At 59.8% G+C, this 17865-nt stretch carries 11 protein-coding genes and 1 pseudogene; 4 read left to right on the forward strand and 8 right to left on the reverse strand.

The features are described 5' to 3' along the window. Nucleotides 1-9: 9 nt before the first annotated feature. On the forward strand, nucleotides 10-2013 hold the full coding sequence (locus ACQR1W_RS12825) for an AAA family ATPase (protein WP_434851089.1): 2004 nt from the start codon (nucleotides 10-12) through the stop codon (nucleotides 2011-2013). Between the two features lie 137 nt (nucleotides 2014-2150). Here the strand turns inward: ACQR1W_RS12825 and ACQR1W_RS12830 are convergent. Next, a pseudogene (locus tag ACQR1W_RS12830) lies at nucleotides 2151-2292 on the reverse strand (thioredoxin-disulfide reductase); the annotation flags it as partial. A gap of 260 nt (nucleotides 2293-2552) precedes the next feature. Here ACQR1W_RS12830 and ACQR1W_RS12835 point away from each other — a divergent pair. From ACQR1W_RS12835 to ACQR1W_RS12845, 3 genes are all read left to right on the forward strand, one after another. After that, complete coding sequence (locus tag ACQR1W_RS12835; RefSeq protein WP_434851090.1) at nucleotides 2553-3197, forward strand: DUF6008 family protein; 645 nt, start codon at nucleotides 2553-2555, stop codon at nucleotides 3195-3197. A 258-nt stretch (nucleotides 3198-3455) separates the two neighbouring features. After that, the gene (locus ACQR1W_RS12840; protein WP_434851091.1) at nucleotides 3456-4364 is read left to right on the forward strand and encodes a helix-turn-helix transcriptional regulator; all 909 of its coding nucleotides are present in this window, start codon (nucleotides 3456-3458) and stop codon (nucleotides 4362-4364) included. A 169-nt stretch (nucleotides 4365-4533) separates the two neighbouring features. After that, a complete protein-coding gene (locus ACQR1W_RS12845; protein ID WP_434851092.1) occupies nucleotides 4534-5199 on the forward strand; it encodes a DUF6073 family protein in 666 nt (221 codons plus the stop codon). A gap of 75 nt (nucleotides 5200-5274) precedes the next feature. Here the strand turns inward: ACQR1W_RS12845 and ACQR1W_RS12850 are convergent, their stop codons facing one another. The 7 genes from ACQR1W_RS12850 to ACQR1W_RS12880 all read right to left on the reverse strand — a co-directional run bounded on the left by ACQR1W_RS12850 (nucleotide 5275) and on the right by ACQR1W_RS12880 (nucleotide 17770). After that, nucleotides 5275-6612 carry an ABC1 kinase family protein gene (locus ACQR1W_RS12850; RefSeq protein WP_434851093.1) on the reverse strand — a complete coding sequence of 446 codons (1338 nt, stop codon included), beginning with the start codon at nucleotides 6610-6612 and terminating at the stop codon, nucleotides 5275-5277. 13 nt (nucleotides 6613-6625) lie between these two features. Continuing rightward, nucleotides 6626-7429, reverse strand: a complete 804-nt coding sequence (locus ACQR1W_RS12855; RefSeq protein WP_434851094.1) for a hypothetical protein — start codon at nucleotides 7427-7429, stop codon at nucleotides 6626-6628. A 178-nt stretch (nucleotides 7430-7607) separates the two neighbouring features. Then, nucleotides 7608-8117 carry an acyl-CoA thioesterase gene (locus tag ACQR1W_RS12860; RefSeq protein ID WP_434851095.1) on the reverse strand — a complete coding sequence of 170 codons (510 nt, stop codon included), beginning with the start codon at nucleotides 8115-8117 and terminating at the stop codon, nucleotides 7608-7610. Continuing rightward, nucleotides 8114-13804: an SDR family NAD(P)-dependent oxidoreductase gene (locus tag ACQR1W_RS12865; RefSeq protein WP_434851096.1), complete on the reverse strand. Its 5691-nt coding sequence runs from the start codon at nucleotides 13802-13804 to the stop codon at nucleotides 8114-8116. Before ACQR1W_RS12865 ends, ACQR1W_RS12860 begins: the two co-directional genes overlap by 4 nt. Nucleotides 13805-13813: 9 nt before the next feature. Next, nucleotides 13814-14818 (reverse strand): hypothetical protein, encoded by a 1005-nt coding sequence (locus ACQR1W_RS12870; protein WP_434851097.1) that lies wholly within the window; start codon nucleotides 14816-14818, stop codon nucleotides 13814-13816. After that, entirely contained in the window at nucleotides 14796-16784 is a 1989-nt protein-coding gene (locus tag ACQR1W_RS12875) for a CRTAC1 family protein (protein WP_434851098.1), read from the reverse strand. The genes ACQR1W_RS12870 and ACQR1W_RS12875 overlap by 23 nt, the downstream gene beginning before the upstream one ends. After that, nucleotides 16781-17770: a DUF1702 family protein gene (locus tag ACQR1W_RS12880; protein ID WP_434851099.1), complete on the reverse strand. Its 990-nt coding sequence runs from the start codon at nucleotides 17768-17770 to the stop codon at nucleotides 16781-16783. The genes ACQR1W_RS12875 and ACQR1W_RS12880 overlap by 4 nt, the downstream gene beginning before the upstream one ends. Between the last annotated feature and the right edge of the window lie 95 nt (nucleotides 17771-17865).

Genomic DNA, 17865 nt, shown 5'->3' on the forward strand with positions numbered 1-17865 from the left:
CCACGAAAGATGCAAAAACCCAACGATGTGAGCCGCGTCACCGAGGCGGACTACGACCTCGAAGAGTCTGACGAGAGCCGGCCCGAGCCGATCGCGGACGATCGCGATGGCAAGCGTAACGCGCAGATGGCGCTCGCCGCCGCCGCCTTCGAAGCGGCGACATCGCCGTCCGTCCGCCGGAAGCTCGGCGACTGCAAGCAACCGGTCGCGGTGGTGATCCGGGTCCCGACGCCGGCATGGGTCGCACCGGTCGCGGAATATTGCCAGAAGGTTTTCGGCCGTTCCTGGATGCTTGTCTCCCGGGACGGCTCCGACCGGCAGCATCGCGCGGACAAGGGATCGGACGCGGTAGCTGTCCAGCTGACCAAACGCTCCGTTCTCGGTGTCGCCGCCGATGTCGGCATTCTGCCGTCCACGCTGGTCGCCGCGGCCGATCTAACGATCGAGCTCGAGTCGTCCGGCATGGTCGTGAGCGATGCCGTCGCGCGGTTCGTCGGCAAGCCTCACGGCGTCGACTTCTCGGGGCTCAGTGTCGTAGGCCTGGACTTTCCCGACATCCTTTCGACCTTTCGGCCCCGCTCGTCCGCTCGAAAGATCCGCGATCGCCTGGCGACGACGTCCGCCAAGATCGGTGCGGAAATCGCAGTCGAGATGCTGCCCGATCTGCGTCTTGCCGTCGAATTCGGAGAGGCGCGACGCTGGGCATTGGCGCTCGCCAAGGACGTAGAGGATTATCGTGCGCACAGGATTCCGTGGTCTGCTCTGGACCGTGGCGTGGTGGTCTTTTCGGAGCCCGGCCTCGGCAAGTCGCTTTGGGTGAGGATGGTGGCGAAGGAGTGCGGGATTCCCTTGTTGGAGTCGTCGGTGGCCGATTGGTTTAGCGGGACCGGGTATCTTCACGATGTCATTCGCGCCGAACGTCAGGTGTTCGCGCAGGCCAGAGCACTTGCATCTAATGCGAGTGCAAAATGCGCTATTCTATTTCTAGATGAATGTGACGCGATTCCGAATCGCGCGACCATGTCGGGCCGTAACAGGGACTACTGGACGCCCATTTTGGGGGACATCTTGACTAACCTAGACAACGGTCTCGCGGGAACGGGCAAAGACGTCGATCGGAGCAAGAGGACCGGCATCATCGTCATCGGGGCCACTAACCGGATCGCCGACCTCGACGTGGCGCTGATGCGTCCCGGGCGCCTCGAACGCGCGATCGAGATCAAGAGGCCCGACTTCGCCGGAACGCTGAACATCCTGCGTTATCATGTCGCCGGCGACGTCGCCGAGCGCGACCTCAGTGAGATCGCCGGGTTAATCGAAGGGGCAACCGGCGCCGAGATCATGCTGCACGTTCGCGAGGCTCGTCGCCTGGCCCGGCATCGCGGAGGCATGCTCTCGCCGGCCGATCTGCGCGCGGTAGCGTTGCCGAAGAGCCGTCTCGCGCCGGACGTCCTATGGCGCGCCTGCGTCCACGAAGCCGGTCACGCGGTCGCTACCCTCGCGTTGAAGGGTACGGTGATGCGTTGCGTGATCCGCGACGGCGACGGTAGCCTCGGCGAGACTTTCGCGGAAGCCGCCGGCGCGGAGCTGCCGATCAAGACCGACGTCGAGGACCGGGTCGTCGCCATCCTGTCCGGTCGGGCCGCCGAGGAGACCATCTTTAGGAGCGCCTCGTCCAACGCTGGTGGCGACTTGAAGAGCGATCTCGCGGTCGCGACCCGGTTCGTGGGTTGCCTCCATGCCTCTGTCGGTCTCGGCGACACGCTCTCCTACCTGGCAGGGCCGAACGAGGTCGCCGATCTACTTAGGAAGGACCGCGTGCTGCGTCGGAAGGTTGAACAGCACCTAGCGGACCTGCATCGCCGAGCCACCGAACTGATGGTCCGGCACCGCGACGCCGTCCTCGCCGTCGCCAATCGTCTGCGTGAACGCCGACACCTCTCGGGTGATCAAGTCCGTAATCTCTACGAGGACAATCGTCCCGATGATGCGTCGAAAACACCTTTCGCCTGAAAGGGACATGCATCGGTGGCGGAACCGACGGGCGCGCCACTCTCGGGGTGGGATCTTGGCGGGCACAGTTAGAGCTTGTAGGGCCGAGATTAAAGAAGGGAAGGGGCCATCCGCTGGCCCCTTTTTATTTCAGGCGGTCAGGCCGCTTCACCGCCTAGGAAGCGTTCCGCATCCAAGGCTGCCATGCAGCCCATGCCAGCCTCGGTTATGGCTTGGCGATAGACCTTGTCCCTCACGTCTCCGGCAGCAAAAAACGCCCGGCACACCGGTAAGAGTGTTTCCCAGGCGAGCGCTGCACCCTCGCGATCCTGCGTTCTCTGTCGTCATCGAACCGGCCCGACGCTCCCCACAGTTTGCTTTCTATCCTGCCGGCCTCGTTCCGCGTCGTCGCCTTCCGGACGAGTTGGTCGTCAAGCTGGCGATCGTCCGATCGCGTGCCGTTTCGTGATTTGGTCGTGATCCTCAGGTCAGATCGATGGTGTCCTCTGCCATCCCATAAGTCGTTCGAAGAAATCCGAATCCTGGGAGGCTGGCGGGACATGGCTCTGGAACAGGTATCCCACACATCCGCACCGGAACAGTTGCCGAGCTTGGCTACGGTCCTCGCAGCAGTGGCTGGCGTAGGACTCGCATTTCAGGTCGGTCATTTCGCCGAGCACGCCATGCAATTCGGGGTGTGGATCCTTGGAGACTACTCGAACATCTGTGGCCGCGACACACCCTGGATGTCGCCCTGGTTGACGGAAATGGTTCGTCGGGCGGGGACTATCATGTTTCCTACCGCGGCCCCATCGCGGCAGATGATGCTGGGAATGGAGGTCCTGCATCTTATCGGCAACAGCATCTTCCTGACCAGCCTTGGTTGCCTATACTACTGCGTGAGATCCAAATGGATCCGCTGGGCGCTCTACATCGAGACCTTCCATCTTTATGAGCATCTGATGCTGACGCTTACCGCGTATTTTGTCGGTAAACCAATTGGACTCAGCACGCTGTTCGGCGGCTCCAGCGTCATGGGCAGCCCGGAATTCGCCGTCGGGTATCGCGTGACTTGGCACTTCGCTATGAACCTGCTGCCGATGCCGTTCGCCATGATTGGGCTAATGGAACATGTCGCGCGCAAATCCGAGCGCGATGTTGCCGCGGGGCTGGTTGCCAGACCGTTTGTTGGAAAGTCCACGTAGAGATCTGCACGCATCTCAAAGATGGAGAAGGATTTCTGGTGCGTCACTGTATCCACGAGCGCTTTCTGAAGCCTGCGATGGGAACATCTCCTGACAAAGAAATTATTCGCAATGCCATGCCGACGATCGGAAGCGCGCTGCGTCTTGTCGACGCTGAGATGCAGGATCACCGGTTTCTCGTTGAAGACGATCTCACCGCGCCGATCTCTTTTTCGGCTCGATATCGATCTATTTGTTCAAGACTCCAGAGGTGGGGCCATGCATCGCTCAGCTCTCAAGCCTCAAACGCTGGCTTCGGGATCCTTCAAGGCGGAGGACAGTCCAAGCGGTTTGTTCGATAAGTCCTCTTTGACTGATCACCGGATCCGCTATCGTGTCAGGTCGCCGCTGTATCAAGCCGCTCGGTCGCTGGCGGATACAATTCGATCTGAGCCCAGCAGCGCGGTTCAAATAGATCGGTTCTGTGACGATCGATCGCTCCGATATCGTGACTTTCTAAGAGCGTTCAAGCGTTTGAGTGGCACCACTCCTGTTCGGTTCCTTCAATCTCACCGAATAGACCAAGCAAAAAGGCTTCTTGCCCGATCTGATATAACTATCGCGAACATATGCCACGAGCTTGGCTATGAATCGGTCGGCACTTTTACGCGCACTTTCACCGATCTCGTCGGGTTAACCCCGAGTTCTTTCCGCTGCCTCGTTTCACAGGTAAAGAACTGGGATATGGGTTGGTTCTTGAATGAACTTCAAGGCGTTATCCCGAGAACGGGATCGATCCGAGAGATCCCGGGCTTCTTATCAATTACTCATGCGAGAGGAGAAATTACGTTTATAGGGTTGTTCGGTTCCGCGATCCCAGTCAACGAGCTAATAGCTGGAGCGGTTATTGTCGGCCAAGGTCGCTTCAATTTGAACGTTGGAGTCCAGGCCAAATCGCTGTTTGTCTTGGCTGCGAGTTTTGAGGCCGATGCTACGCCATTTGACACCCTCTTTCCGGATTCAGGTCGTATTCGCGTCGCTTCAACCGCGCTAAGCCCTCAAAATATCAAGACGCTTGCACCGATTGTGCTTCATTTGCGTCCCATGAGTTGTCTTGATCCACCGATCGTTTACGCCTTGCCCAGTCTGCTCAGCAAACGACACTCGGGGTCGAAGTTGCTTCTCTGAGATGGGCGGTTGGTTATCCCGCATTAGTCGAGCCTGGCTCGCTGAGGCACGACGCAAAAAACGGTAATCCAGGATAAGTGTGCCAAGTCTAGCTAGGGTAGATTCCTCAGCTTAGGTTTAGCGGGACGACCGTCGTTCCGCGAACCGCCGCCAAAGACAGGAGAAACTCATGGCTATAGCGGTGACACCACGCACGGTCCCTCCGGCAGGCGTAGATACGGTCGACATTACCATTCACGAAACCTACGAAATAGATGGTGTCGGGAGAGATACTGTCGAACTCAAAGGCCAACTCGTTGCAAATCGGACAGTACCCTTGCTAGGTCACGGTGCGACCGCGGTAGCTTGGGAAACTTCGACTGTTGTTGCCCAATTCACGGAGTTGAACCTGACAGGTAAGAGCCCGCTTTTTGGCGATGTAAACGTGTCGCTCGACAAGAGCGTGCCGTCATATGGCGTGGTCTCGAATGCAAAATGTGCAGCGGCCATAGGTGTCAAAGTCGAGATGCCGCAGCATGGTTTAACTCTCCGCTCAAGCGAGCCGATTCAATTGCAATCGACGGTGCAAACGGTTCCTCCGATCGGAGATGAAAGTACGCAAAGTGTTAAAGCCGTTGATCTGTTGGACAGTAGGACGGACAAGCCAATAGGTACCATACTTCAGGCTCGCGTCATGTGGCGCGATTTGGTTCAACAGCAGGTAACGCCGGTAACCGCTTCTGTCCGGGCAGCAAGAGCAGTTGGAGCGGAGGATGAGCGGGTCCGAGCGCTTGAGGCCGAGAACGCTCGCCTAAAGACATTGCTGGCCGAAGCGATTTTGCGCGCCGGGCGTTGAAAGCTGCCCTTTCTTATTGCAGCGCCTGGCGGCTATCCGCAGTAAGCCACATTGGACGCGAGGCGCGAGCGCGTGTCAGAGATTTGAACAGGGGGCCGCCAAAGGTTCGGTCTCCTGTTCATATTCGTCTGCTAGAACGAACGGGAGGGCCTCGCGTTGAAAGTCTAAGTCAGGATATAGCCCTCGGAGTATTCCCTCAAACACCAACAGGCTCAGGAGTGGTTGCGAAAAACCTGACGAGGCGCGAAGGCTCCAGCGCCTCTGAACGCCAAATAGCTTGAGAACAAAATCTCCGATTAAGAAATTGCGTGCTCGTTTCCCTGATGCTTCATGCACGACCTCTTTGATCTCTCTGCGGAAGGCCTGCTCATCAAAGATAGGTGAAGGTGGAGCGACTGCCATCTCTAAAACGATCTTGGCCGCCCGCTCGCTGTCATTCATTGCGATGCATAGGAAAAACTCTGAAAAGAGACGTCGTTCGCGTTCTTTCATCTGTCCGCAAAAACCGAAGTCCAAGAGTACGGGATCGCCACAAATAACTAGATAGATGTTGCCCGGATGCAGATCGCAGTGAATCAGGCCTTCTCGAAAAATCAGCACGTAAATCGCGCGCAGCGTAGTTAGCATCGCGTGTCGCCGCGCCGTTGATGGTAGCGAGACGTCGTCTAATCGATGAAGGCCTGGCAAAAATTCCATCGTCAGGACTTCACCGCTGCACAAATCATCCACGGTTCGAGGAACGATCAGCCCGGGGATTCGCGCCAGACTATCGCGAAACAGACGCTGCCAACGCGCCTCCGTCGTAAAGTCGGTTTGGCCGTGAAGCAGGTCCCCGATCTCTGAAGCGGTCTCGATTACCGGAGCGCTTCGGTAAAAAGGCATTGCTGCGGCGATAGCCGCCAGTTTCCGTAGCAGGTATGCATCTATCCGAAACAGCTCCTCGATACCGGGGCGCCGGACCTTGACGGCGAGCTCTTGCCCATCGTGGCCGATGGCATAGTGAATCTGAGCAACCGTTCCTGACGCTATCGGAGTGTCGTCGAAGTATTGGAAGACAGATTCGATCGGCCTGTTGAACGCGTTCGCAATGATCGAACGTGCAATTCCACTACCAAATGGTGGAACGTGGTCCTGAATAATCTGCATTTGCTTGAGCAGAGGCGCCGGCAAGACATCATACCGCGTGGAGGCAACCTGTCCGACCTTCGTGAATGCGCCACCGAGACGACAGAACACATAAGTGATGAGACGTCCAAGCCATTCCCAGTAGCTCACGTTCGTGCGGAATCCTGCTAGGGACAAGCGCGCGACCGCAACCAGTATCACGGCGCCGATTACGGACAGGACATAGGTCGCGCGAATCGTCGCATGGCACCAATTCGGATATTTGGAGGCGTCGCCAGTTGAGCGCATCTTCCGAAACATCCTAGTTAGATATGTTTGGCACGAGCTTCAACGCATCCGTGAACTCCGCCAAAAGCGCCGAGTTGACTCTTTCTGGATCAAATAGCTTGTCGTCAATTTCCAGGTGATGAGCAGTCCCGCGCAATGTCATACGAGAGCTATAGCCATCTCGTGGTCGGCTAACCGCGATCACTTGAGGCGTCCAGATGCCGTCGATCTTGAGAAGCCCGCCGGCCTGCAAAACCCGAATCGGATTATGATCTCGCTGGTGAGGCCATATAAGCTCACGCAAAATCCCACTCTCCGCGCAGAATGTCATTTTTACAGGTCGTTCTTCGCAGCAAATCGTGCAAACGCTACCAGAGACGAGAGTTACTGGATGTCCATCGAGCGCACTTTCCTCCGCCTTTTCCAAAAGAAACATGTCAAATGCTGCCCAAAACCGGAAATCTGCGTAGGTAAAGTCCGTTCCAAGGACGCAGTCGTACAACCTGTCTGCAGTTACGAATATTGCCTTCGTTGATGTGCGGAGACGCAACCATATATTGGTCGTCTCTATGCCGGCTTGCTCCTCAATTACTACAACAGTTCCGGCCATGACCTTTGGCGAGATGATCCAGAGGGCTGATCGGCAACCGCTTCCCCGGCGTTTCCAGAGCCTGCCGATCGTATAGGAAAAAGCAAACTGTTCGGCGTTTGATACGGCGATCGTTACTTTATGAAAGCCGGTATCTCCGAAATCCCTGGAGATGTGCTGTGAGATCGCCGATCGCGCGATGCCCGAGAATCTGTAAAGATCAAGCCCTTCGGGTGTTGCGGCGCACACGGTTTGCCCTCCGCTGGGAGACACAAGCCAAGCTTAGACGGCTCGAAGCTAGTCTTAAGATACATGAACTTAAGAAACAGATGCTAATCGGAAGGCGGTTCCAGAGCGATTCAGCTTAGACACTGTTCCGAGTATCAATGCACTCATTGGCATGGATCGTCTGGGCGTTCGGCGATCTTCAGCTCACCCTCCCGTACAACGTCAGCGCCTCGGCCAGCGGTGCGGGCGGACGGTCCGGTACCAGCCCTTGGGCAGTGGCCCGCATGCAGCCGATCTCTTGGAAACCGTGCGCGACGCAAATTCGTTCGCTTGGTTGCGCCTTGTAGATGTTGAAGTCGAGCCCGATGCGGTGCTGCCTTATGTGCGCCAGCGACATGACTACGTCGATCTCGTCGAGCGCTGTTACTTCCTCAAAATATTCGCAGGAGACCCGTAGCGTGACGAGGCGCAGGTCTTGCGCCAGTTCGCCCAGGACAGCGGGCGCGTGGCATTTGAGAAACATTTCACGGCAACGCCCCTGCCAAGACAGATGTCGAGTAAAATAGACATTCCCGACCAGATTTGTTTCCTCGAACGACACGGTGTGGCGGTAAGAGAAATGGGGTGCGCTGCGGGTAATCCGGACGTCTCGCTTCAGGCTCTCTTGAGCGTCCATATCGTCGGCGGTCGACGTTACGTTGATGTTCACGAGGTCACCTCATTGGGTTGCAGATTAAACCGCTGCACCGCAGGACGAGACAGTGGGTCTAGACGACCGAACGCCACGACAAGAAGCTTCGAGGCAAGCGGGATCTCGATTGTTATCACTTGGACGTCTTCGATGCGGCTGGCAGCACCAGCTATTTGGGGGCCGAATACGCGCGGCATCGGTTTGCGGCCAACCTTTCGGCAGGCCTCGTAGGTGACATGTCGGCGGATCATTTCGAGATCTGCGGAGGCCGTTCCAGACGCTTCGATGTCGCATCCAATCTGACTTCGCGCGGCGATCGCAAGCGTCGCATCGGCGACGTGAGCTATCGAGACGGTGCCTTCATCTTCGGTACGAATGGGACGACCGTCGCTGCGCCGTTCAAGCTTTCCGGTGAGGCCGAGTCGTGCAACAGCCGCGTTGCGCCGCTGTTCCCGGGTGGCTTGCGGGTCTAGAACGAAGGCGACGGCGATGGTGTCGTCGTCGAGTGCTTCCCGTGCCGCGCGTTCCAGATAGGGCGCGATAAGATCGGGGCTGACGCTTAAAACCTTGCCGATGTCAGTCTGATCGACAGCGCGGAAGCTGATGTCGGTCCATCTTTGCGCAACTCGGCCGCCGGAGTCGCTGGCCAGAATGTCGAAGGTGTAGACATGTCCAATCGCTCTCTTCTCGAAGGCGCTGACGCGAGAGATCTGCGACGCGCCGGTGTCGATCTCTATTCGCGCGGCGCGGACCGGCAGCACCCGCCGGTGTGGCACCGCTACCTGCAGTGCATGCAACGCCGCATCGGTAGCTGCCGGATCGCCTAACTTTAGGGTGGTTGCCTCATAGGCGCCAAACCACCTGCTCGTCGGCGTCTGCGCCACTTGGGCGATCACGCGCCGCGATGTCGCAATCTCGAAATGCTTCAGGCGTTGAAATCGACTGCCATGAAAGAACAGAGGTCCATAGAGCGGGTCTGCGGTAAACGGGGCTTCGCCCGCTGGGCAATCGGTGGCCAGGATTGCACCGGGCTTGCCGGATGAGAAACTCGCGCGCATGCACGGTGCAGAAAAGTCGTCGTCTGCGGCGAATAGGATACAATCGATGCTCGCGTTTTCATGACGCAGCGCCGCGATCCGAATACGGGTCGCGCCGTTCGATGGAACCTGCAATACGCGGCAGAACTCGGTGTCGCAGACGATGATCCGCGGGCCGATCGGAGCAAGTGCCGAGGCCACCTGAGCCATAGCTTCCAGTCCCATCACCGCCGGCAATACGGCGTGACCGTCGACAGCGTGGTCGTCGAGATACAAATCTCGTCCGCCGGACAGCGTCGTCTCTATCACGAGTTCGGTGCCGGGAAACGCGACTAGCGGGTTGTCGACGAACCGTAGAGTCGGCAGTTCGGTCGAGCCGAGCGAAAGTTCGGGCGGCGGACCAAACCGACCGGTGACCGCAAGAGTGCCCTTTAAGTCCGTCGCGATCATGCGGTCCAGCGCGGCGAGCGCATCATCCAAGGATAGCGCGTCGACCCCTTGCGCCGACAGCCGTTCGACGGTGCCGAGCCGCTCGCCCATTCCGACGCCCGCCCACACGCTCCATTCGATGGCCAGCGAGGTGCGCGCCGGCGCTGCGGCAGCCCACGCCTCCGAAGCTGCGGTCTGCATGGCGTTTGCCAGCGCGTAGTGGCTTTCACCTTCCAGACCGATACGGCCGATAATTGAGCCAAACGTGATCAAGCGACGAAGTGAGGGGCCGAGCGTTTGCAGCGTCGATTGCAAACCCGAGGTCTTTGGCGCCAGCGTACGAAGCACCGTCTCCTGGTCGAGATCGGTCAGACGGCGCGGCTCATTGATTGCCGGTGCGTAAACCAGCGTCGTGGCCGGGCCAGTGACGGCCAGAACACGATTGAGACCGGCAGAAAACGTATGCGAGTCCAGTACGTCGGCGCAAACGTAGTGGCAGCGTAGTCCGCTCCGATGGGCTCGCTCCAGCGTTGCGGCTACTTGAATGTCGCTGGCCGGGCTACGGCCGACGAGAATAATGGCGGCGCCACGGCGCCCGATCTGCAACGCACATTCGGCGGCAATGCCTTTGCCTCCACCCACTACGACCACGACATCGTCGGTGCCGATCCCGCACGAGGCATCCGGGGCCGGACACCGCTCGATCGGAGCGAAAATGGGCTCCAACAATTGGCCGTCAATTGTCAGCCGGACCTCGTCGAAGCCTTTCACCGGGCGAGAAAGCGCCGCGTTGACGCACAGATCATCCATTCCAAAGTTGGCGCAGTCGATCACTCTGACTGACTCGAAATGTCTCTCACGAGCGATCGATCGTGCAAAGCCGGATATGGGGGCGCCTCGATGGCACAGCGCAAGATGTTGGACTCGGAGCCGAGCCGCATCGGCCGCTATGTCGATCAGGTCGGACGCAGCTTCTGGGCTAAACTCGCCGTCGATCCAGATGGACAGCGCGTTGCCATACCCACCGCCAAGCGATCCCTGACGCGGTTCGCTAAGAATCAATCGTGACCACGACGCATCTGGATCGTCGCTCGAACGTGCGGCAGCTTGAGCCCACGACATTGCATAGGCCCGAACCCAAGGACGGACGCCTGCGATACGCTGCGTCTGCTCCCTGGAATCGTTGCCAAGTGCCTGGATTTCGGCCAGCGCGTCCGCGACTTGCCGAGCCGTGGCGTTTGCGAACTCGGTAGGCGTAGCGGGTATGCGCAGCCTCATCATCCTGGACGCGGCGACCACGACCCGCGTGACTGCTAGTGAATTGAGATGAAGTGTATCCAGAAAGCGATCGTCGGCGCCGATCCGCTCCGCTCGTAACCCGGTTTCTCGCGCAAGAACGGACAATACGACCGCCAACGGCGTGCGGTCGGTCAGATCGTCGAGGGGCGGCTCTATCGTCGGCAGTTCCGCCGCAGGATGCTCGATTTTAGCGAGTTTCGGCCCCGGTAGTGGGGCAGCGCTAGACGCTGTTTCGGCGACACTCCACGACCCGCATGGACTTTCGATGAAGCGAGGGATAACGGAGGGCTCGATCGCCCTGATATGACGACCTTCGAACAACCAATCGGTTCGAATGGCTGCGCCGGCCGCGAACAGCGCAGCCGCGGTCGAGAGAAGTGGCTTGAGCGAATCCGCGAACGCATCGACGGAATACGCTTCAGCCCCTGCGGTCCGAGCCAAACGCGTCAGACTATGTCCCGGACCGACCTCCACAAGAATGTCTGTCTTGGCAGTCAAAAGTTCGAGCGCGGCATCGAACAGAACCGGCTGAGTGAGCTGGTCGAGCAGGCTCCGGCGAATATCAGACTGCGGCGTGAGCGCTGCGCCGCTGACGGTCGAGACGACGGTGCGATCTGTCAGGGCGTTGAGTTGCGTGTTACCTAGCGCTACAGCGAAGGCTGGCGATGCTGTTGCCATATGCGGGCTATGGAACGCATGTGAAACCGAAAGCCGTGTGGCGTCGATGCCGCGGGCGCGGCACCGGGCCGCAGCGGCGGTGATGGCGTCGGCGTCCCCCGACAGGACGACTTCGGCGGCGCCATTGCGGCAGGCCACCACTGCTCCGGTATCTTGCGCAAGCAACGACGCGTCGTGCGATGACAGCGCGACGCGGAGCATCGAGCCTCCCGGGATCCCCAAAGTTGACATGATGGATCCGCGCTCGATCGCGAGCCCGAGCGCTGCGTCGGGAGTGAGCGCCCCTGCCCAGGCAAGCGCACTGATTTCGCCGAGACTGTGGCCTGCACTGACGCAAGCGGAGAACCCGAGGCGATCGAGCAGGCGAAGTGATGCCAGCGAGGCAGCGACGATGCAGGGTTGTGCGACGCGTGTGTCCGAAAGGTCGTCGCCGGGAATCAGTGTTAGCCGACCGGTTAATTCGGACAGATCTTCTGCGAAGCGGCGTCGCCAGGCGCCTCCGCCCGGCCGACTTGGCGCGCCCTGACCCGGGAATAGGAATCCTACGCGGGGAGCGCGCGACGACTGTCCTGTAAAGATGCCATCGTCATAATCTTTCAGGCTATCACCCGACGCGATTGCTGCCTTGATGCGGGCCAGCCGGTGAGCCAGTTCCTCGCCCTGCGAGGCGACGACCGCGGCCCGCACGACGCCCTGTTTCGCCTTCGACGCCACGTAGGCGGCCATGTCGGCGAATTCCGCCATCGACAGGCTCGGCGCGCGAAGCTCGATCGCTGCGATCGAGGCGAGGACTTCGTCGATGTGATTTCCCGCAAACAAGAATAGCTCGGCGTCCTGGGTGACCGAAGGACGCGGCGACACACCCCGCGATGCGGCGGTTCCCTTGTGCTCAAGAACGAGGTGGGCGTTGATTCCACCGAAGCCGAAGCTTGAGACGCCGGCGAAAGCATACCTTCCGTTTCCGATCGGTTCGCATGCGGTGTTGGGATGTACGCGATGATCGACTTGGGCGAATACGGGATGAGCGGTATCGCAGCTCACGTGCGGCGGCACGAATCCATGGCGCAGCGCTTCGATGGTTTTGATCAGACCGGCAAAGCCGGCTGCCGCCTTGGTGTGTCCGATATTGGCCTTGATCGAACCGATCGGAAGCGAGCGATGCGCCCCTTCCCGAAGCGCGGCGAGGGCACGCACCTCGATGGGGTCGCCGACCGCGGTGCCGGTCCCGTGAGCCTCTACGAAAGCGACGTCGTTAGGATCGACGTCCGCCATCTGATAGGCGCGGCGGTAGGCCGTCTGCTGTCCGTCGACCGATGGACGCGTAAGACCGCCGGTACCGTCGGTCGACAGGCCCCAGCCGCGGATATTAGCCAACACGTCGAATCCGCGCCGTGCGGCATCCTGCTCCCGCATCAATACCGCGCAGGCCCCGCCTTCCCCCGGCCAAAATCCGTTCGCACGCGCGTCGAATACGCGCATTTCATCGACGGCCAGCGCGCCGGCTCTGGAGAAGCCCACCAGTTCGAAGGGGTCGAGACTGAGATCGACCGCCGCTACCACGGCAGCGTCGATTTGCCCGCTTACGAGCAACGTAGCGGCGTCAGCCAGCGCGACCATCGACGACGCGCAAGCACCGTCAACAGAATAGGCCCCGCCGTGCATATCGAAATAGTTGGCGATGCGACCGGCTATGGTGTTCGCGAGACCGCCGGCGAGGCTCTCCTCGTTGGGGTCGGGAAGCCGGCGACGAAGTTCTGCGACGAACGCGCCGCGGAGTTTGTCGCCGAGCTCGGCGGGCATGGTCACGCGATCTACGGCCGCCGCCAGCAATTCGTCGAGAAAGGGAGCGCGAAGTCGCAACAAAGACGTCCGACTGAACTCGCCGGTCAGCGTGTTGGCCACGATCACCGCCGTTTTTGAGCGGTCGAGACGATCGACGCCACCTATCGATGCGATCGCTTCGGTCGCAAGCTCGAGCGCGAGCCAATGAGTGTGGTCGGTCGCCGCGAACGTCATTTTGGGAATTCGAAAGCGATCGCAATCGACCTGCCAGTCGGTTAGTAGACCTGCGCGAATAGGCGTGATCGAATCCGCTTCGCCGATGATGTCGACGAGGTAGCGGCTAGTATCAAGGCGCTTCTTCGGAATCGCTCGGAAGGAGCGGCGGCCATGAATCACATTGGTCCAGAGTTCCGCGCTCGAGTTCGCGTCCGGAAACCGACAGGACGTCGAAAGAACTGCGACTCTAGTCTGTTGGGACATCTGTCGGGTCTACCTTGAGTTGGTAAAGGCGACGCCGTCGGCGGCTCGAGGCGTTGTCCATTCGGCTGTTCGCCGCAAGCGATTCAGCAAGAGCCAACTTCCTCGTCCGGCAGTTACGATCGTCAGCGCGTAAAAGAGCCCGAACACGACATGAAGCTCCATCAGAAGCCCATAGAATGCGGCGACCGCCATCGCGAATGCGATCTGACTCGACGTCCGGGATGGCGACGTCGCCGGATCGGTGATCATGTAGAAGGTGAACAGAATGAATGCGAAACCGGTCATCGGCAGACACGCAGCCACGATTGGCACGCCATGGACGATCGAGCGCCCCGCCGCCTGCGCCGCGAAGGCCAGCACCCAGGTCGCGATCAGCGGGATGCGTCCCGTGGCCTTGATATTGAGGTAGCTGCCAGTGCAGACGATAATGAGCGGTAATATCCAGTCGACGATGCCGGAGGTGTTCTCTGTAAACTGATAAGGTGGCGCGATACCGACCGTAGGAAAGAGCAGCAGAGTGACGGTGATTCCGAAATTGGAGGGATTTAGGAAGTGGCGGAATATCGGGCGTGTGTCGCGATCAATGCCGACCGCTATGCGGAACACGTATTTGGATGCCATCGCCGTCGACGCCGCAAACGCGATGGCAGCGACGTTCTCCGCGGCGTATAGAAGCATGCCGACGGCGAGCCCGCTGATGTGGGCCGGCAACAGAAACTTCACCAGATTTGTGAAAGAGCCGGCATAGCGCGCTGCGCGACGATTAAGGCGTGCGTCGACGGTTTCGCCCACTAGCTCCGTGCCGTAGGCCGCCGCCAGCGCGACAAGAGGCGTTAGCCAAGATTGCTCGAAGCCGAGAAATGCGTGTCCGAGGATGTTGAGCACCGTGATTGCGAACGCAAATCGCGAGAGGCCACCCAGCCGCTTCTCGGAATACCAGCGGTCCAGAGCCGGCGCGGTCGTCGAGGCCGCGGGGGATTCGACGGGCAGTTCACGGGTCAACGTGATTGACACGGCAAGCTCCTTTCCGTGCTTCGTTTCCGATCGGAAGGGACAGACAATCGTTCAAGCCGAGGACGATCCGGAAGCGCCCCGGCGTGAGGCTGACGACCTCGCTCCGCGCCCCGGTTTCGTCTCGCCATACGATTTCGAGGTCGAAAAGCTCGTTGTCCGGGACCTGGCCGAGTCCGAAGTGAATGTCGGGCGCGCGCCGCCCGCTGTGCCCTGAACCGCCGTCAACGGACGACGTCAAAATACGCCGATCGGGCAATCGCAGACGGGCTTCCGCGCCGATTGCGGCTCTTGTGCCTGCGACCGCGCCCGGGACCCGTAGATCGATGGAGATCGCTCGCCCGGCTTCGGTGGTCTCGTTGCGCAGAAACAAGGAGGGACTCCATTGACGCGCGATGACGACCGCAAGGCGGCCATCGCCGAACACGTCCCCCGTAGCGATGCCGCGCGATACGGTGCCGTCGTCGAGTCCGAGCAAGGGCCATACATCATGGAATCTGCCCTGCCCGTCGGGGACGAACAGGCGATCGTGGTCTTGGCCCGAGAGATCGTCGCCGCGAGAGAAGCGAGGCCAAACCCGGGAGTTCGACAGTAACTCGTCGTTCCCCATAGCCAGTTCCTGTAACTGCGGCCAACGGTTGGTATCGCCGTGCACGAAGCCGATCGCTTGCAGCAGCGCCGGATGACCCGAATTCAAGACGTCGGCGAACTTGATGTCCCAGGCCCAATTGCTGGTCCATGTTCCTCGCGAGTAGCTCTCGTCGCTGTAAGGCGCCTCGCCGCGAAGCCACGCGGTGGTGTCGCCGGTATTGACGAACAGGAAGTGACTCTCGAGCAGCGCATAGGGAGAAGAAATGTTGCTCACGGCGATGGCGGGGCGACCGTCCTCTACGACGTCTCCGAAATCCACGCCCATCCCCTTGAAGGAGTCCCGCCCGAGCACTTTGGAGCGCGGCGTGGGGAGGCCGCGCCTTCCTTCGACAAGGATGAAGCTGGGGTGGCCCGGCGTCGAACGATTGAGCAGCAGGCGATCGGGCCCGAAATCGTTGGCGATATAGATTTCAGGCAATTGGCGAAATTTTCCGAGCTCTTCTTCGTCAGCTTTAATCAGATCGCCGTCGAGATCGCGCGCGGCCATCGCGAGGGTCCACCCCTGCTTCATCTCGGGCGTGAAGGCGTCGCTGGCGTCCCGATAGCGAACGGTTTCGGGACCGGCACCTTGCCAGAGAAGCAGCCGCTTGCTGCCGCTGTTGTCGGCTCGGGACATCGAGTGCTGCATGTCGATTTTGCCGGCCGCCGCAGCATCGAGCACGCGATCGCCTTCTCGGAAGTAGTTGCCGAACAGCAAATCGGGGTGACCGTCTCCATCGATATCCGCCAGGATGGCGGCATTGGTATTCCAGACTTCTCGGTCGGCGACTATCTCGTGAGCGGTGAAAGCTCGGGTGGAAAGTTCCGGCGCATCGTTTCGTAAGAATACGACCGGGGTGCGTCCCCAATAATAGACGACGAGGTCCATCCGACCATCCTCGTTAATGTCCGCGGGCAGACATCCCATCGGGGCGATGGTCGTCGGATCGTAACCCTGAACGGGCGTCGGCAACGCGAAAGGCTGAAATCTCTGGCCGGTGCCGGGTGACGGCAGCACCGAAACACTATTGTTACGCGGGTCGACCAGGCAGATATCTGCCGGGCGGCCCAAGCCGGCGATGTCGGCCAGCGCAACACCGGCACCGACCGAAGATATCCAAGCGTCGATCTGTCGAAGCGACGGGTGAACCTCCCGGATGTCGCGCATCGGCTGTCCGTTGTCTGCGGGCACCAGGTATTCGGCCTTGAAGTGAAGTCCCCCCATCAGCGCCTTCCGGTCCTGCGCGGAAATGTCTCGAGGGGCTGCCAAAGTGTAGAGAACCAAGGCGATGGAAGTTGTCGCTACCTTGGCCGCATGGTCCCGCAACATTCCGATCATTGAATCCTCCGTGCGCTGTGGACGAAGGCGTGCGCGACCCTGTCCCGCCAACTTTGATATCGGGGCGGATCGGTCTCGACATTCGGCAAGCCATGTCTGGAGTCGCGCACGAGCGTGGCGAGTTCGTAAGGCGTTTCATTCCAGACTTCCCTCGCAACCTGGTCGGTGTGCTCCGGTACATGGCGTGCTAGAACGCGAGCTTCGCAAGCGAACGCCACGCCTTGGGCGAAATGGCCTGCATCGTTGCCAGCAGCCTTGAGGGCATCGAGTGCGTCGACATCGGCAACCGGTCCTGCATACGCCATCGCCAGACCTAGTCCCGACCACAAATCATGTTGCCGTTCGACTGCGAACGTCGAAATCAGACGAATTGCGCCGCCGACCGAACCGCCCGAGACGAACCACAGCGCGCGACCGACGCCTTGGTCATAGACATGGATCGCATAGCCCGATTGCTTGCGTCGCCAACCGGCGACGATATTGCGGTGATAGAAGTAGGTATCGTGAAAGCCCAATCCGTCGACAGCAAGCCAACCGTGGATTGGGTCAAGAGCTGCGAGTATCCGCTTGCGCTGCCAAGGTACGCGCGCGAGGGCCCAGCCCGCGCCGACATGGGCAAGATAGGTGAAATCGGAGTTGAACGCAGCGATGCACTGCGGCAACATCGACCGACTGAAGGGAAGGGCGTCCACGACCGCAGCGGCCATCGTTGCGCCTTCGACGGCAAACCCTCGCTCGGCTAACGGTATGCCATCAATGTATCGCAAAACGGCAACCAAATCGCCGGCGGCCAGGGACGCATTGAAGCCCCCAATAAATACCCTGCCGATTCTTTCGAGCTTTGATTGCGACGCAACGTTAGACGACATAAAGCCTCGCGTTTCAAATAGCGCGTCGGCTAAAGATAGCTTCAAAATTCGCCGCACCGGATGGGTCAGAAAATTCATGCCGGCAGACATGCGTTCGTCGTCTGTAGTGGCGCTCATGGCAGCGAGCTCATTAATCGGCGCCAAATCGCTGCCAAGCAGCGCTGAGGAGATGGCACGGAACTTTCTTTTTGGCCTTCTCCCGCGTCGTGACC

Origin of the sequence: Bradyrhizobium sp. HKCCYLS1011 (assembly GCF_051167795.1) — a bacterium.
Lineage (GTDB): Bacteria > Pseudomonadota > Alphaproteobacteria > Rhizobiales > Xanthobacteraceae > Bradyrhizobium.

Bases quoted from the DNA above. Each gene is read 5' to 3' on its own strand.
- ACQR1W_RS12825 (WP_434851089.1), top strand. From the start codon at position 10: ATGCAAAAACCCAACGATGTGAGCCGCGTCACCGAGGCGGACTACGAC.
- ACQR1W_RS12835 (WP_434851090.1), top strand. From the start codon at position 2,553: ATGGCTCTGGAACAGGTATCCCACACATCCGCACCGGAACAGTTGCCG.
- ACQR1W_RS12840 (WP_434851091.1), top strand. From the start codon at position 3,456: ATGCATCGCTCAGCTCTCAAGCCTCAAACGCTGGCTTCGGGATCCTTC.
- ACQR1W_RS12845 (WP_434851092.1), top strand. From the start codon at position 4,534: ATGGCTATAGCGGTGACACCACGCACGGTCCCTCCGGCAGGCGTAGAT.
- ACQR1W_RS12850 (WP_434851093.1), bottom strand. From the start codon at position 6,612: ATGCGCTCAACTGGCGACGCCTCCAAATATCCGAATTGGTGCCATGCG.
- ACQR1W_RS12865 (WP_434851096.1), bottom strand. From the start codon at position 13,804: ATGTCCCAACAGACTAGAGTCGCAGTTCTTTCGACGTCCTGTCGGTTT.
- ACQR1W_RS12875 (WP_434851098.1), bottom strand. From the start codon at position 16,784: ATGATCGGAATGTTGCGGGACCATGCGGCCAAGGTAGCGACAACTTCC.
- ACQR1W_RS12880 (WP_434851099.1), bottom strand. From the start codon at position 17,770: ATGAGCGCCACTACAGACGACGAACGCATGTCTGCCGGCATGAATTTT.